Annotated in this window: 15 protein-coding genes; 7 read left to right on the top strand and 8 right to left on the bottom strand. The window is 69.0% G+C overall.

Annotated elements, in window-relative coordinates; genetic code table 11:
- Positions 1–19 precede the first annotated feature (19 nt).
- From RUR49_RS04010 to RUR49_RS03980, 7 genes are read left to right on the top strand one after another with little or no spacing between them, the layout of a single operon-like run.
- Positions 20–688 carry an amino acid ABC transporter permease gene (locus tag RUR49_RS04010; protein ID WP_409145002.1) on the top strand — a complete coding sequence of 223 codons (669 nt, stop codon included), beginning with the start codon at positions 20–22 and terminating at the stop codon, positions 686–688.
- Positions 688–1,452 (top strand): amino acid ABC transporter ATP-binding protein, encoded by a 765-nt coding sequence (locus tag RUR49_RS04005; RefSeq protein ID WP_409145001.1) that lies wholly within the window; start codon positions 688–690, stop codon positions 1,450–1,452. Before RUR49_RS04010 ends, RUR49_RS04005 begins: the two co-directional genes overlap by 1 nt.
- Positions 1,449–1,880 (top strand): GlcG/HbpS family heme-binding protein, encoded by a 432-nt coding sequence (locus RUR49_RS04000; protein WP_409145000.1) that lies wholly within the window; start codon positions 1,449–1,451, stop codon positions 1,878–1,880. Before RUR49_RS04005 ends, RUR49_RS04000 begins: the two co-directional genes overlap by 4 nt.
- A complete protein-coding gene (locus RUR49_RS03995) occupies positions 1,877–3,421 on the top strand; it encodes an amidohydrolase family protein (RefSeq protein WP_409144999.1) in 1,545 nt (514 codons plus the stop codon). The genes RUR49_RS04000 and RUR49_RS03995 overlap by 4 nt, the downstream gene beginning before the upstream one ends.
- An 8-nt stretch (positions 3,422–3,429) precedes the next feature.
- Positions 3,430–4,311, top strand: a complete 882-nt coding sequence (locus RUR49_RS03990; protein WP_409144998.1) for a polysaccharide deacetylase family protein — start codon at positions 3,430–3,432, stop codon at positions 4,309–4,311.
- A gap of 23 nt (positions 4,312–4,334) precedes the next feature.
- Entirely contained in the window at positions 4,335–5,543 is a 1,209-nt protein-coding gene (locus RUR49_RS03985; protein WP_409144997.1) for an SIS domain-containing protein, read from the top strand.
- A 3-nt stretch (positions 5,544–5,546) separates the two neighbouring features.
- On the top strand, positions 5,547–6,440 hold the full coding sequence (locus tag RUR49_RS03980) for a carbohydrate kinase family protein (RefSeq protein WP_409144996.1): 894 nt from the start codon (positions 5,547–5,549) through the stop codon (positions 6,438–6,440).
- A gap of 27 nt (positions 6,441–6,467) precedes the next feature.
- Here the strand turns inward: RUR49_RS03980 and RUR49_RS03975 are convergent, their stop codons facing one another.
- From RUR49_RS03975 to RUR49_RS03940, 8 genes are all read right to left on the bottom strand, one after another.
- Positions 6,468–7,490, bottom strand: coding sequence for a branched-chain amino acid ABC transporter permease (locus tag RUR49_RS03975; protein ID WP_409144995.1), 1,023 nt, complete (start codon positions 7,488–7,490; stop codon positions 6,468–6,470).
- Positions 7,487–8,365: a branched-chain amino acid ABC transporter permease gene (locus RUR49_RS03970; protein WP_409144994.1), complete on the bottom strand. Its 879-nt coding sequence runs from the start codon at positions 8,363–8,365 to the stop codon at positions 7,487–7,489. The genes RUR49_RS03975 and RUR49_RS03970 overlap by 4 nt, the downstream gene beginning before the upstream one ends.
- A gap of 5 nt (positions 8,366–8,370) precedes the next feature.
- A complete protein-coding gene (locus tag RUR49_RS03965) occupies positions 8,371–9,087 on the bottom strand; it encodes an ABC transporter ATP-binding protein (RefSeq protein WP_409144993.1) in 717 nt (238 codons plus the stop codon).
- Positions 9,084–9,878 carry an ABC transporter ATP-binding protein gene (locus RUR49_RS03960; RefSeq protein WP_409144992.1) on the bottom strand — a complete coding sequence of 265 codons (795 nt, stop codon included), beginning with the start codon at positions 9,876–9,878 and terminating at the stop codon, positions 9,084–9,086. Before RUR49_RS03960 ends, RUR49_RS03965 begins: the two co-directional genes overlap by 4 nt.
- Before the next feature lie 26 nt (positions 9,879–9,904).
- Positions 9,905–11,269: an ABC transporter substrate-binding protein gene (locus RUR49_RS03955; protein ID WP_409144991.1), complete on the bottom strand. Its 1,365-nt coding sequence runs from the start codon at positions 11,267–11,269 to the stop codon at positions 9,905–9,907.
- 47 nt (positions 11,270–11,316) lie between these two features.
- Complete coding sequence (locus tag RUR49_RS03950; protein WP_409144990.1) at positions 11,317–13,554, bottom strand: N,N-dimethylformamidase beta subunit family domain-containing protein; 2,238 nt, start codon at positions 13,552–13,554, stop codon at positions 11,317–11,319.
- Positions 13,555–13,614: 60 nt separating this feature from the next.
- The gene (locus RUR49_RS03945; RefSeq protein WP_409144989.1) at positions 13,615–13,914 is read right to left on the bottom strand and encodes an ABC transporter permease; all 300 of its coding nucleotides are present in this window, start codon (positions 13,912–13,914) and stop codon (positions 13,615–13,617) included.
- Between the two features lie 199 nt (positions 13,915–14,113).
- Positions 14,114–15,055 carry a helix-turn-helix domain-containing protein gene (locus RUR49_RS03940; protein WP_409144988.1) on the bottom strand — a complete coding sequence of 314 codons (942 nt, stop codon included), beginning with the start codon at positions 15,053–15,055 and terminating at the stop codon, positions 14,114–14,116.
- Positions 15,056–15,191 lie beyond the last annotated feature (136 nt).

Here is a 15,191-nt window from a genome sequence, read left to right as displayed (position 1 = left end):
CACGCGAAAGTAACGCCTCATGCCTGCCTTCGACCTCGGCGTCCTGCTGCCCTACGTCCCGGAATTCCTGCGGGGGCTCGAGGCGACGCTGCTCTATTCGGTCCTGTCGGTTGCGCTGGCGATCGTCATCGGCCTCGCCACCGCCCTCGCCCGCCTGTCCGACATCGCCCCGCTGCGCTGGCTGGCGCGCGGCTATGTCGACGTGGTGCGCGGCACGCCGGCGCTGGTGCAGATCTTCTTCATCTATTTCGGCGCCCCGGCGATCGGCATCCGCCTGGGCGCGCCGACCTCGGCGGTGATCGCCCTCGGCTTGAACAGCGGCGGCTACCTCGCCGAGATATTCCGCGCCGGCATCCTCGGCGTCGATCCCGGCCAGGTCGAGGCCGGCCGCTCGCTCGGCATGAGCCGCGCCCAGACGCTGTGGCGGATCGTGCTGCCGCAGGCGGCGCGCCTCGTCGTGCCGTCGACCGCCGGCGAGTTCACCAACCTCGTCAAGGGCACGTCGCTTCTGTCGACGATCTCGATCACGGAGCTGACGCGCGTCGCCCAGCAGGTCGTCTCGGTGACGTTCCGCCCGATCGAGGCCTACCTCGCCATCGCAGTGGCCTACTTCCTGATCAACGCCGTGGTAGCGCAGGGCGGCCTGTGGCTGGAGCGGGCGCTGCGTCGTGGCGAGGGCCTGCGGTGATGGCCTCGCCGATGGTGCGGCTTTCCGGCATCCGCAAGTCGTTCGGCGCCCACGAGGTGCTGTGCGGGATCGATCTCGAGGTCGCCAAGGGTACGACGGTGGCGGTGATCGGGCCGTCGGGCTCCGGCAAGTCGACGCTGCTGCGCTGCGTCAACCATCTCGCACCGCCGACCTCGGGGACCGTCGAGATCGACGGCGAGAGCGTCTCGCTCGGACCCACCGCCTCGAAGCGGCAGCAGGAGGCGCACCTCAACCGGATGCGCAGCCAGGTCGGCATGGTGTTCCAGCGCTTCAACCTTTTCCCCCACAAGACGGCGCTCGGCAACGTCATGGAGGGGCTGATCGCGGTGAAGCGGATGCCGCGTGCCGAGGCTACCGAGGCCGCCCACGCGATGCTGAAGCGGGTCGACCTCGGCGGTTTCGCCGACGCCCATCCGGTGCGGCTGTCGGGTGGCCAGCAGCAGCGCGTCGCCATCGCCCGCGCCCTGGTGATGCAGCCGAAGGTGATGCTGTTCGACGAGGCGACGTCGGCGCTCGACCCGGAGCTCGTCGACGAGGTCTTGAACGTCATGCGCGACCTCGCCGTCGGCGGGCTGACGATGATCGTCGTCACCCACGAGATGCACTTCGCCCGCGACGTCGCCGACCAGGTCGTGTTCATGGACCAGGGGTCGGTGGTGGAGCGCGGCCCGCCGGAGCACATCTTCGGCGCGCCGACGCACGAGCGCACCCGCTCCTTCCTCAAGAAGATCATCAAGTCGTGAGCCCGTTCACCGCACCCTCGCTCCGGCTGACGCAGGCGGGTGCCGAGGCGGTCATCGCCGCCTGCGCCGCCAAGGCGACCGAGATCGGCTTTCCCGTCGACATCGTCGTCGTCGACGAGGGCGGCAACCTCGTCGCCTGCCTGCGCATGGACGGGGCGTTCACGCTGTCGATGAAGACGGCGACCACCAAGGCGATGACCGCCGCCTCGCACCGCCGTCCCACCACCGAGATCGACGCGGAGATGGCGCCACAGCTGGCGCGCGCCTCCGGCGGGCTGATCACCGGCATGGCGGGCGGGCTGCCGATCTTCGTCGACGGCCACTGCATCGGCGCGATCGGCATCGGCTCGGCGCCGGACGCCGAGGACATCGCCATCGCCCGCGCGGGGCTCGCGGCGATTGGCGCAGAGGAGCGGGCGACGCCATGAGCGGCGGGGTTCCGGCCGCCACGCTGTTTACCGGCGTGGACGTCTTCGCACTCGACGCCGCCGCCGGCCGCACTGGGCCGACCGACGTGCTCGTCCACGAAGGCCGCATCGCCGCCATCGGCGACGCGGCTGCGAGAGACGCCCCACCGGATGTCCGCCGCATCGACGGGCGCGGCCATCTGCTGATGCCGGGGCTGATCAACGCCCACTTCCACTCGCCCGTGAACCACATGAAGGGCGCGCTGCCGAGCCTGCCGCTCGAGCTCTTCATGCTCTACGAATCGCCGGAGCTGGAGGCTCTCAGGCCGACGCCGCGCGAGGCCTACGTGCGCACGCTGCTCGGCGCCGTCGAGATGCTGCGCGGAGGCGTCACCGCCGTGCAGGACGACGCCTTCTTCGTGCCGGAGCCGGAGCCGGCGATCGTCGACGCGGTGATGCAGGCCTATGCCGACTGCGGCATCCGGGCCACCGTCGCCCTCGACCAGCCGGAACTCGCCGAGCTCGACAAGCTGCCGTTCCTCGCCGACCTCCTCCCGGCGGACCTGCGCGCCGAGGCAGCCCGCCCGCCGGCGTTCGGGCAGCACCAGCTGCTGGAGGCCTACGACCACCTGATCGGCCGCTGGCACGGGCGGGAGAACGGCCGGCTCCGCGCCGCCGTCTCGTGCTCGGCGCCGCAGCGCGTCAGCCCGGACTACTTCGCCGCCCTCGACGAGTTGAGCCGCCGCCACGACCTGCCGTTCTACGCCCACATGCTGGAGACGAAGCTGCAGCGGGTGCTGTCGAGCGAGCAGCCGCGCTTCGCCGGCCGGTCGCTGGTGCGCTACACCGCCGACCTCGGGCTCCTGTCGGAGCGCATGAACATCATCCACGCGATCTGGGTGGACGCGGCCGACCTCGACCTCATCGCCGCGGCCGGCTGCGTGGTGGCGCACAATCCGATCAGCAACCTGCGCCTCGGCAGCGGCGTCATGCCGTTCCGCGCGCTCCGCGACCGCGGCATCCCGATCTGCCTCGGCGTCGACGAGGCGATCGCCGACGACGCGATCAACCTCTGGGCCGTGATGAAGGCGGCCGGGCTCGTGCACAACATCGCCGGCGGCCCCTGCGAGGTGTGGCCCTCGGCCGAGGAGGTGCTCGGCTGTGCCACCACCGGCGGCGCCCGGGCGATGCGGCTCGCGGACGAGATCGGCGCGGTCGAAGTCGGCCGGAAGGCGGATCTGATCCTCGTCGACCTCGACACGCTGCCCTTCACGCCGATGAACGACCTGAAGCGCCAGCTCGTCTATTGCGAGAACGGCTCCTCGGTGCGCCTCACCATGGTCGACGGCGCCGTGGTGTTCGAGAACGACCGGGTCGTCCGCGTCGACGAGAAGGCCCTGCGGGCGGAGGCGCGGGCGCTGTTCGCACAGCGCCAGCCGGCCCTCGCGGAGGCGCGGCGGGCAGCCGATCGCCTGTGGCCGGCCTACCGGCAGATGGTCGAGATGGCCGCCGGCAGCGACGTTGGCTTCACCCGCTGGATCGGCGGCCCCCTGCCCCACTGAGGCGTCCCATGCTGCGCACCCACGGTCGCTACGACTATTCCCCGATCACGGACCGGCCCGACTATGTCTGGCCGAACGGCGCGCGGCTGGCGCTCTATGTCGGCCTCGGCATCGAGGACTATGCCTTCGGCGAGGGCATGGTCGAGGACATCGCGCCGGGCACGCCGCAGCCGGACTTCCTCAACACCGCCTGGCGCGACTACGGCAACCGCGTCGGTGCCTTCCGGCTGATCGACCGGCTCACCCAGCACAGCATCGCCCCGACCGTCCTCCTCAACACCGAAGTCTACGAGACCGCACCGGCGCTGATCGAGGCGGCGCGGCGGGCGGGCGCCGAGTTCGTGGCCCACGGCCTCAGCAATTCCGACACGCTGACGGGCATGAGCGAGGGCGACGAGCGCGCCTACATCGACGCGGTTGCCGCCGCGATCGCCAAGGCCGAGGGCGCGCCGCCGCGCGGCTGGTCGAGCCCGTGGCTCGCCTACACCGAGAACACCTTCGACCTGCTCGCCGAGGCCGGCTACGGCTACGTGCTGGGTCTCCGGCTCGACGACCAGCCGGTCTGGCTGAAGACGCGCTCGCGGCCGCTTCTTGCCGTTCCCTACGCCGTGGAGCTCAACGACAGCTCGACGATCATCGGCCGGCAGGCGGACGCGCGCGACTTCGCTGAAGCGATCATCGACGAGTTCGAGGAGATGCTCGCCGCTGCCGAGGAGCGGCCGCTGGTGATGAGCCTCGTCGTGCACTCCTTCATTTCCGGCCAGCCCTTCCGCCTCAGGGCTCTGACCCGCGCGCTCGAACACATCGCCGCCCGTCGCGACCGGGTGTGGTTCGCTCGCGCCGGCGACATCGCCCGCTTCATCGAGGCGGACCCCGCCCGCGCCGTCTGATCTTTCGTCTGGAGTTCCCGACCATGAGCCATCCTTCCGGTTCCGGCGCCCCCGCCCGGCCGCTCGGCGTGCCGACGCCGCTGCTCGAGGCAGATTCGCCCGTCGACGCGAAGGCACGCGCGCTGGTGCAGGACCTGTTCGACGCCGAGGCGCGCCTGATGGACGCTCTGCCGACGGACGATCCGCTGGACGAAAAGCGCCGCCGCCGCGTCGATCTCACCCGGCCGGAGATCCTCGGCCAGCCGGACGCCATCCGCACGACGCTGTCCGTCGAGAGGGACGCCATCGCCGCGGTCGCCGCCGCCCTCGCCAAGGCGCCGCCGCGCCGCATCGTCATGACCGGCTGCGGCGATTCGCTCGCCGTCATGGTCGGCGCGCGACTGCTGCTGGAGACCGTTCTCGGCGTGCCCTGCGAGCCGATGCAGGCGCTCGACTTCGCCTACTACGGCGCCCGCACCGTCGGTCCCGACACGCTGCTGGTGACACTGAGCTCGAGCGGCACGACGACGCGCACGGTGGAGGCGATGCTGATCGCTCGCGCCCGCGGCGCCCGCACGCTCGCCCTGTCGAACACCCCCGGCTCGGCGCTGATGACCTGGTCGGACGTCGCCCTGCGCATCCACGCCGAGCGCAAGGGCTGGCCGACGCAAGCGAGCACCGCGGCGATGGCGCTGCTGATGCAGCTCGGACTGGAGCTTGCCCGCGCCCTCGGCCGGTCGTCGCAGGAGGTCGAGGACCTGCAGGCCGCGCTCGATGCCATGCCGGCGCTGATTGCCGCGACGGCGGCCGCGCAGGAGGACGCCGTGCGCGCCATCGCCGAACGCGAGGCTGACGGCGCGATCTACCTCTTCGCCGGCGGCGGCCCCAGCTACGCCTCGGCGCTGTTCGGGGCGGCGAAGGTGAAGGAGTGCACCCCCGACCACGCCCTCGCCATCCCGCAGGAGGAGTTCCACCACTACAATTCGCAGAAGGCCGGCGAGCCGCTGTTCGTGATCGCGCCGGACGGCCCCTCGGTCGCCCGCGCCCGCGACACAGCCTTCGAGGGGCGGCGCTGGGGCGGGCGCATTTATGGCGTCGTCAGCGAGGACGAGGATCGCCTCGACGCGCTCTCCGACGCCGTGCTGCGGCTGCCGGCCGTGCCGGAGGCGCTGTCTGCACTCGTCTCGTGCGTGCCGGTGCAGCTCTTCGCCTACCACCTCGCCATCGCCAAGTTCGCGAAGGCGGCGGCCTGAGCGATGGCACCCCGTCTCGTCTGCCTCGGCAACATGACGTTCGACGATGTGGTGCTGCCCGACGGCACCGAGCGCCCCGGCTGCCTCGGCGGCGACGCCCTCTATGCGGCGCTCGGCGCGCGGCTGTTGATGCCGGAGGTGGAACTCGTCGCGCCGGTCGGCACCGACTTCCCGGCGGAGGTCCTCGCCCGCATCGAGGCCACCGGCCTGTCGACCAAGGGCATGCCACCTCGCCCTCGCCCGACCCTGCACAACCGCGTCGCCTATGACGCCGACGGCGGCCGGACGTGGACGATCTACGACGACGAGCCCGCCTTCGACGACCTGTCGCCGACCTTCGCGGACATTCCCGCGGCGTTCCGCTCCGCCGAGGCCTTCCTCATCCTCGCGATGACGCTGTCGGCGCAGATCCGGCTCGTGGACGACTTTCGCCGCCACACCGGCGCCCTCGTCGCGCTCGACACCCAGGAGGACTACATCGTCGGCAACGAGGCGGCGATGCGGGCGCTGATCGCCGGCACCGACGTGTTCCTGCCGAGCGCCGTCGAGGTCCGGCAGCTGCTGGGCCACGAGGACTGGGACATCGCCCTGCCGACGCTCGCGGCGCTGGGCCCGCGCATCGTCGTCGCCAAGCGCGGCGGCGACGGCTGCACCGTCTACGAGGCCGCCTCCGGGCGGATGACGCACGTCGCCGCGCTGCCGGCGACCGTCGTCGACACGACGGGCGCCGGCGACAGCTTCTGCGGCGCCTTCATCGCCGAACTGCTCGAGAGCGGCGATGCGGTGGCGGCGGCCCACGCCGGCGTCGCCGCAGCCTCCTTCACCGTCGAGGACTACGGCCTCGACCGCCTGTGGCTCGCCATCCCCGCTCATTTCGTGCAACGACGGCGGTCTTAGCTCGGGCAGCCCGGTGCTCGCTGCCAGCTACGCTCTCGGCAAGGTTGTGTCCGACTGCCCCCCGCGCGCCGTGCGCAGGCGCTGCGCGATCGCATCGACGGCACCGACGATGCCACGCGGCCACAGCATGACGAACAGCACCAGTGCGGCGCCGATGCCCATGAAGCGGTATTCGGGAAAGTCCTTCAGCCCCTCGTCGGCGAGCATCAGCGCGGCGGCACCGACGAGCGGCCCCCAGGTGCGGCCGAGGCCGCCGACCACCATCATCGCCAGCAGGAACAGGAGCGGCGACAGATAGAGCGTGTTTGCGCCCATCACCTTGTAGTAGCCGGCGAAGACACCGCCGGCGAGGCCGGTGAAGAAGGCCGAGCTCGCGAACACCAGCATCTGGAACTTGAAGCGGCTGACACCGCGCGCCGTGGCGTATTCGGGGGAGTCGCGCAGCGCCTGGAAGGCCGCCCCGATCGGCCCGAACATCAGGAACATCGAAAACGCGGTGGCGAGCACCAGCACGCCGAGGGCGAGATAGTAGTCACCGAAGGCCATGTACTGGTAGCCGAGCCACTCGCGGAAACCGAAGTCGCCATACTTGGCGAGACCGCGCGTGCCGCCGGTAAAGTTCCGGCAGGTGACGCCCTCCATCCGGAAGCAGGCGGTGTCGGTGATGATCAGCAGGTACATGCCCTGCGCGATGGCGAGCGTCAGCAGCGCCACGTAGGGCCCCTTCAGGCGCAGGCAGGCGAGCCCGACGACGAGGCTGAAGACGACGGCGGCGAGCGCGCCGACCGGCAGCGCCAGCCAGAGGTTCCAGCCGCCATAAAGGCCGACCATCGCGGTGGCATATCCGCCGAACGCGAAGATCGCCATCTGCGCCAGCGAGAAGATGCCGGCGACGCCGAAGACGAGGTTCCACTGGGTGACCACGGTCGCCCAGATGAAGAACAGCGTCAGCTGCCCGATGACGTAGCGGCCGGGCAGCACGAACGGCAGTGCGATGGCGATCGCCAGCAGCAGGAGGCCGGCGACGACGTTGCGCTTGGCGGCGCTCACAGCTTCGTCACCCGCGTGCGGCCGAACAGGCCATAGGGGCGCCAGATCAGCACGATGATGACGAGGACCAACATCGAGATGAAAGCGAAGCGGACGCCGAGGGCGAACTGCACGGTCGACTCGAACAGGCCGAGCAGGAAGGCGGCATAGAGCGCCCCCATGACGTTGCCGAGGCCGGCCACCACGCAGATGATGAAGGCCTTCAGCATCGGGTCGTAGCCCATCGTCGGCGCGAGCGTGGTGATAGTCGACAGCATGATGCCGGAGGCCGCCGACAGGCCGCCGGCGAGCGCGAACACCTGGGCGTAGACGAGCTCGACCGGCACGCCCATCAGCCTCGCGGCGTCGCGGTTCTGCGAGATCGCCCGGATCGCCCGGCCCATGCGCGTGCGCGCCAGCACCGCCGCCAGCACCAGCATCAGGCCCGCCGAGGTGAGGACGATGATGACGCTGTTGAAGGGCACGTAGACGTTGCCGATGAAGAAGCCGCCCTCGACCGTCAGCGGCTGGCGGATCGGGTAGGCGCCGTAGAGCTTCTGCAGTCCCGCCTCGAGCACCATGCCGATGCCGATGGTGGCGATGATGACGTTGACCTCGAAGCCCTCGCGATCGAGCATGTGGCGCACCACGAGCGCGTACATGGCGACGCCGAACAGCCCGCCGGCGACCACCGTCACGACGATCGCCAGCGGCGCGTTGAGGCCGAGCGCCGCCGTGGCGGTGTAGGCGGCGTAGCCGCCGAGCGTCAAAAGCGCCCCCTGCGCCATGTTGAGGACGTTGAGCGCGCCCCAGATGAGCGACAGGCTGACGGTGGAGATGGCGTACATCGCCCCGAGCGTCAGGCCGCTGATGATGATCTGCGTGGTGGTGTCCACTGCCGCTATCCGCCGAGGTAGGTGGTCAGGATGTCCTCGTTTTCTTCCATCTCGGCCGATGTGCCGTTCCAGACGATCTTGCCGTCGTCGAGGAGATGGACGTGGTCGGCGACGCCGATGATGCGGCTGGCGTTCTCCTCCACCAGCAGGATCGCCAGGCCGTGGCGCTTCAGATCGGCGATGACCTCGTAGATCTGGTCGATGACGAGGGGGGCCAGGCCCAGCGACGGCTCGTCGATGAGCAGGAGCTTGCCGTTCGCCATCAGCCCGCGGCCGATCGCCAGCATGCGCCGCTCGCCGCCGGACAGGCTCGCGACGATCTGCGACTGGCGCTCCTGCAGGCGCGGCAGCAGCGAAAACACCTCCGCCAGGCGCTGCGGCGCCGCCGCGTAGGCAGCCTTCGGATAGGCGCCCATCATCAGGTTGTCGTAGACGCTCATGTCGGTGAACAGCAGGTCGCCCTGCGGGATGTGGACGACGCCCTTCTCGACGATGCGGTGCGCCCGCGCGCCGGAGATTTGCTCATCGGCGAACAGGATCTCGCCGGCACCGAGACGGACGAGCCCGGAGACGCAGCGCAAGAGCGTCGTCTTGCCGTGCCCATTCGGGCCGATCAGCGTGACGACCTGGCCGGCGGGCACGTCGAAGGAGATGCCGCGCAGCACCCGCTGGCCACCGTAGCCGGCCTCGACGCCGCGCAGTTGCAGGAGCGGCGTCGTCATCGCGGACCGACGTCCGCGGAGTAGGCGACGATGCGCTTGCTCATCCGCTCGCCGAGATAGACGCGCTTCACCGTCTCGTCCTGCGCAAGGCCGGCCGGCGTGCCTTCATAGATCTTCTCGCCGTGGTTCATGATCATCACCCGCGTCGAGAGCTGCACGAGAAAGCGCATGACGTGCTCGATCAGCATGATGGTGACGCCGGCGGCAACGAGCTTGCGCACCAGCGCCATCAGCTGCTCGATCTCCTCGAGGTTCAGGCCGCCGACCGGCTCGTCCATCATGAGGATCTTCGGCTTCGTGGCGAGCGCGCTCGCAATCATCAGGAGCTTGCGGTCGAGCGCCGGCAGCCCGCGCACCTCCGCCGAGCGCGCCCGGCGGAAGCCGACGAAGTCGAGCGCCTCCGCCGCCGTCCGCCGGATGTCGGCGCCATAGGTCAGCGGCGGGATCAGCCGCGGCGCGTGGCCGAAGGCGGCGGCGACGAGCACGTTCTGCTCCGCCGTGAGCGTGTCGAAGCCGGCATTTGACTGGAACATGCGGGCAATGCCGAGGTGGCAGATCGCGTGCGAGGGCAGCCGCTCGATCGGCCGGCCCTCGAGTAGCACGGTGCCCCGATCGGCGGGGTTGAAGCCGGAGATGACCTCGAACACCGTGGTCTTCCCGGCCCCGTTCGGCCCGCCGATGCCCAGCACCTCGCCGCGGGCCAGATCGAAGGAGAAGTCCTTCACCGCCGCCATCGCGCCGAAGTACTTCGACACGCCCCGGCACGACAGCAGCGGCTCGGTTTGGTTCACGCCGGCTCCCGCCAATTCTGCTGACCTCAGGCCTTCCACCACGGCGGCAGAACGAACTTCGCCGTCTCATAGGGCGGTGGCGCGATCATCGCCGGGTCCTTGGTGTAGTCCTGGATCTGCAGGTACTGGTGCGGCATGCCGAGCGAGGGGTCGTCGGTGGCGTCGGGATAGGGGATCGCCGCCTGCTCGGGATAGAAGAAGTGCGTCGTGCCCATCACGCCGCGATAGATGAGGCGGCGCAGACGCTCCGAGATCTTGCGGTTCTGCGCCTCGTCTCCCGGTGCGCCGGTGCCCCCGGCGAGCGCCGCCGCGATGGCGTAGTACTGGCAGCTGTCATAGACCTGCGCGCCGACGAGTGGGCTCGAGTCCGCGCCGAAACGGTCCTTGTAGCGCTTGATGAAGGCCTGGCCGATCTCATCCTGCAGGGCGGCGATGACGGTCGAGTAGAGCACGCCGTTGGTGCTGTCCTTGCCGATCTCGCGGAAGGCGGCGAGCGAGGGGCCGTACTGCATGTAGACGAGGCTGTTCGTCGGGTTCGGCGCGAACTGCAGCATGAACTGGGCGAGGTCCTGCGGCACCCAGTGCGTCACCGCGATCACCGCCGGCGGATCGGCGCGCAGCTTGGCGAGCGTCGGCCCCCACTCCGAGATCGGCACCACCACCGTCTCGAACAGGCTGATGTCCCATCCATACTTCTCGGCGTTGTCCTTGATGGCGTTGGCGATCACCATCGAATAGTTTTGCGAGCCGGTGACGATGGCGATCTTGTTGTTCGGCTTCTCCCACTCCTTCTTGTCGACGAGACCGTTCAGGAAGGCGAGCAGGCCCTCGCCGTACCAGTACTCGGCCGGGTCACCCATGAAGATGCCGTAGTAGCGGTCGGGATTCTTGCCGACGGTGTCGTGATGGACGATGTCGGTGTTGTGGTGGATGTAGATGATGCCGGCGTCGGCGATGGTGTCGTATTCCTGGGTGACGGCGCCGGTGTTGTAGCCGTTGATGATGGCGTGGACGCCGTGGCGGTCGATCAGGCGCTGCATCGCCGGGATGATGTTGTCGGCGCCCTGCTCCTTGGTGTCCTCGAACACCGGCGCGAGCGGCCGGCCGAGAATACCACCGAGCGCATTGATCTCGTCGCAGGCCATCTCCAGCGCGCGCTTGAACTCGATGCCGTCGGCCGCCGCCCAGCCGGTGAGCGGTACACCGCCGCCGATCGGGATCGGCTCGCCGGTGGCTGCCATGCCCTCGACGGACGGCATGAGTTCCTGCGTCTGGCCGAGTGCGGCGGCGTTCAGCGTCGCCAGCATCGCGCCGGAGGCGGCGAGGCTGCTGCCGAGGGTGAGGAACTTGCGCCGGTCGATGATCTTGCTGCGATCGCCACTGTTGTTCATGATGTTCCCCATCGTCTGGAAGGATGCGTTCCGTCGCGAGCCCGTCACTAGAAGGCTTTTGCGTCGAGGAAGCGCTTCAACACGTTCGACGTCACTCTGGAAACGTTGTTGTCATAGTTGTTGTGGGAGAGGCTGCCTGCCCAGGCGATCGAGCTCGTCGCGAAGACGGCGCCGCCCGCCGCCGTTTCGTAGAACACCATGTCGGCCCGCACGAGCGGATGCTCGCCGCCGCACATGCCCGGCGCGTTGATGAAGATCTCCTCGCAGACGACCATGTAGATCTGCGAGTGGTTCTCCGAGGAGGCCACCACCAGTGCGTTCGGCGGCGTGCCGAGCAGCCGGTCGGCCCGATCGAGTTCGAGGCCGGCGGCGCCGCCGCCGATGAGGCCGAAGTCGCCGATGATCTCCTCCTCGACGCCTTCGAAGATGAACTTCGCCCGCGGATTCTCGGCGTCCGCCGTCTTGCGGTAGTAGGACGAGATGTCGAAGCCCTGGGCGGTGAAGCCGGTGCCCGCCATCATCTGTGGCGGCCGGCCCGAGCGCCGCCACAGACCGCCGAATTCTCCGGTGAAGCTGTGGTAATACTCGCCGGGCTCGGCCGCCCAGGCGCGGATGCCACCCTCGGCGCGGCGCACCTCCATGATGCCCGGCAGCGTCGGGTGGAAGGCGACGCGCCAGTACCAGGCGTTCGCCCCCATGTAGATCAGCCGCCCGCCGTGCCGCTTGAAGGCGTCGAGCCCGTCCCACATTTCCTTCGACCAGTATTCGTGGTGGGTCGAGGTCATGAAGACCCGATAGGGCGCCAGCGCCGCATAGCCTTCGGCGTGGACGTCCTCGTCGGTCAGGCAGTCGTACTCGAAGCCGCTCTCTTCCAGCCAGTCGGTGATGTGGGTGTCGGCGTTCATCTGCCAGAGCGACGAGCCCTTGCCGCCGAGCCAGGACTGGTACTTCGGCCGCATCGTCAGCACCGGCCTGAGGCGCGATGTGTAGCAGACGCCGCTGCCGTCGGAGTGGCTGTCGTAGCAGGAGGCGCCGAACTCGCGGTGCTCGTGCAGGAAGACGTCGGTCTGCTGCAGCACCGCCACCTGGTCGGTGAGGTGCTCGGCCAGCGGCGCGTCCGTCATCATGTGCTCGTTGGCGTAGGCCATGTAGCTCGCCGTCGGGATGACGAAGACGAGGTCCGACGTCTTCGTGCCCCGGGCCGGGCGGACGACGAAGGGGATGAAGTCCTCGTCGTGGGCGGTGGCGATGTGGGCGGCATAGAGGCCGCTGCGCAGGCCGTCGGGCACCGTGAAGGTGAAGTCGGTCTCCCAGGCGCAGTCGTGCAGGTCGTCGTCGTGGAAGTGGATGGCGCCATACTGTTCCGGCGCGTTGCGCCAGTTCATCTCGTCGCCGGTCCAGTTGTGGCCCTTCATGGCGCGCACCGGCATGTTGACGGTCTTGCCATGCAGAAGGTTCGGCGAGGCGTCGGAGATCACGTCGCTGGTGATGTCGGCCGAGAAGTCCCAGGCGGCGACGATACTGGTGAGAAGATCCGGCGGCAGCACGTCACCGCGCAGGCGCTCCATCTCGAGGCGCGAGAGCGCGCGATTGGCGAGCCGCGGCCGGTCGATCTTGCCGTTCAGGTGATCCTTGCCGACGACGCGGCCGTTGCCGGTGCCGGCCGGGCGCGCCGCCATCATCATGAAGGCACCGGCGAGCGCCGGTTTCGCAGCGATGGCCTTCGTCACGGTGGTGGCGCCGGCGGTCAGCGCGTAGGGAACGAGCGGCTCCTGGTGCAGGCGCACCTCGCCCGTCGCGTGGTCGTAGGCGGCGGCGACGAAGTACCACTCGCGCGCCACCATCGGCTTGCCGGTGGAGACGGTCTCTGTGGCGCCGCCCTCCCCCGTCACATCGAGGCAGAGCGCGCCGGCGCCGTCGATGCCGAGTACCAGGCCGCCGGCGTCGCTGCCGAGCGACAGGATCGCCTGCGGGCCCTTGTCCGGCGTCGTCGGCCAGACCATCGCCTGCAGCGTCAGGCTGCCGAGGGCGTCGAAATGGGGGGTGTTCTCCACAATGGCGTGCGAGCCGGCGTAGATGTGCTGGAAGCGCGCCTTGTGGTCGCCGGCGAAGGGCGCCTCGACCTCGCGCTCCTTGTAGCCCGGCCCGTCGGGACTGGTGTCGCCGTGGATGATCTTGACGAGGCGGGCACGATAGGTCGGCTGGCCGACGCAACTCACCATGAAGGTGACCTGCTCCCCCGGGCATGCGCTGATCTTGTCGCTATAGCCCATGATCGACTTCATGATCGTCACTCCCGTTGCCGGCTCGACACTAATCGCTCGCTTTCTGCCTGGAGCCGGCCGCTATTCTTCGAGATCTTCGCCGGTATGGAGCTTCCACCGCTGGCGGAAGACGTACCATTCGACCTCCTCGATGTTGTGGAAGACCTGGTTGGTCATGCGGATCGGCTCGCCGCGCTTGCCGGTCATCTGGCCCAGCACCCACTCCTTGTGAGGAATGCGGGTGATCAGCACGTACTTGCCTTCCATCGGTGCCCCGCGGAAGAGATTGAGCACGCGCTGGAGCTGCGGGCTGTGGCGCCCGATCGGGTTGCGTCGGAATTCTTCGACGACCTTGCGGTCGTCCGGCTGGATCTTGTACATGGCGCTCCCTCGCACGGGCGGCGATGCAAACGGGTGCGGAGGACCGAGATGATAGGTTCGCCCCCGAGGGGCGGAACCGCTCAGACTGGACGATTTCTTTGCTGAGACTGGACGGGCCGTTCCGGCCACGCGCGAGGTCGCGTCCGGACCCGGCGCGTGCCGGGCCCTCGCTCCGGTGACTGCCGCCGGAGCGCCCTGCTCAGGTGGGTCGGCGACGCACCGCGCTCGGCGACAGGCCGTACTTCTCCCGGAAGACGCGCGAGAAATGCGACAGGTTGCGGAAGCCGGCGGCATAGGCCGCCTCCGCCACCGTCATGCCGCTGCGACCGGGGACCGCGAGGTACTCGTAGGCCGCCTGCAGCCTCTGCGCGAGGATGTACTCGCCCACCGTGAGGTCGCCGTTGCGGAAGAGCTTGTAGATGTAGCTGACGGAGACGCCGTTCGCTTCCGCGATCGACGCCGGCGAGAGGTTCATGTCGTGGATGTTGCTGCGGATGTATTCGAGGATGCGGCCGCGCACACGATAGGCGGCGAGCTTGGCGCCATCCCAGTTCGCCTCGGAATCGAGGGTGAGTACGATGGTGTCGACGAGGTTCTGCGCCACCGCCCGCTCATTCGGCAGCGGCCCCGCCTTGCGCGCCATCGCGACGCTGCGCAGGTGGTTGCGGGCGATGCTCGCCATCGCCGGATTGTTCGGCATCCGGCAGGCGCAATAGTCCTCGATGTTCGGGATCCGCCGGCGCAGTTCCTCGCCGGGGATCTTCACCGTCCAGTTCTCGAAGTTGTCCGGGCACGACAGCTCGTAGAACTCCGACGTGCTGACGAGGGCGTAACCGCCGGGATGGACGAAGCCCGAGCGACCCATCTGGCTGAAGTAGAGCACCTCCCGGAACGGCGCGACGAAGACGAAGGCATCCTCCGGATCGCGGGCGATGCGCGGCCGCGTCCGGAACACGCGCTGGGCGTCGGCATCGAAATTGGTGATCGACAGGTGGCCGATGTCGAACTGGTGGATCGTGCCGCGCAGGCCGTCGCTCGAGGTCCCGTTGATCTCGAGGCTGTAATAGACGTCCGACATGATCTCCTGCCAGGCGGCGACCTGCTTCTGGCGAGCAAAACCGAAGGTAGAGAAATAGGTCACTGGCGCAACCCCTCGCCGTCGGACGGACTGGCACTTCGAAACTAGAATACTTGCAGACCATCGCGAAACCTGAATCGCACCGAGGCGCGGCCTTTGGGCATCGGGCCAAAGTCAGCGTCGGGACGGCGCCACAGGA

Source organism: Pseudoxanthobacter sp. M-2 (genome assembly GCF_046156265.1).
In the GTDB taxonomy this organism is placed as follows: Bacteria; Pseudomonadota; Alphaproteobacteria; order Rhizobiales; family Segnochrobactraceae; genus CAMDHY01.
The sequence above is the reverse complement of the archived record's forward strand: the minus strand, read 5'-3'. Positions and strand labels throughout refer to the sequence as shown.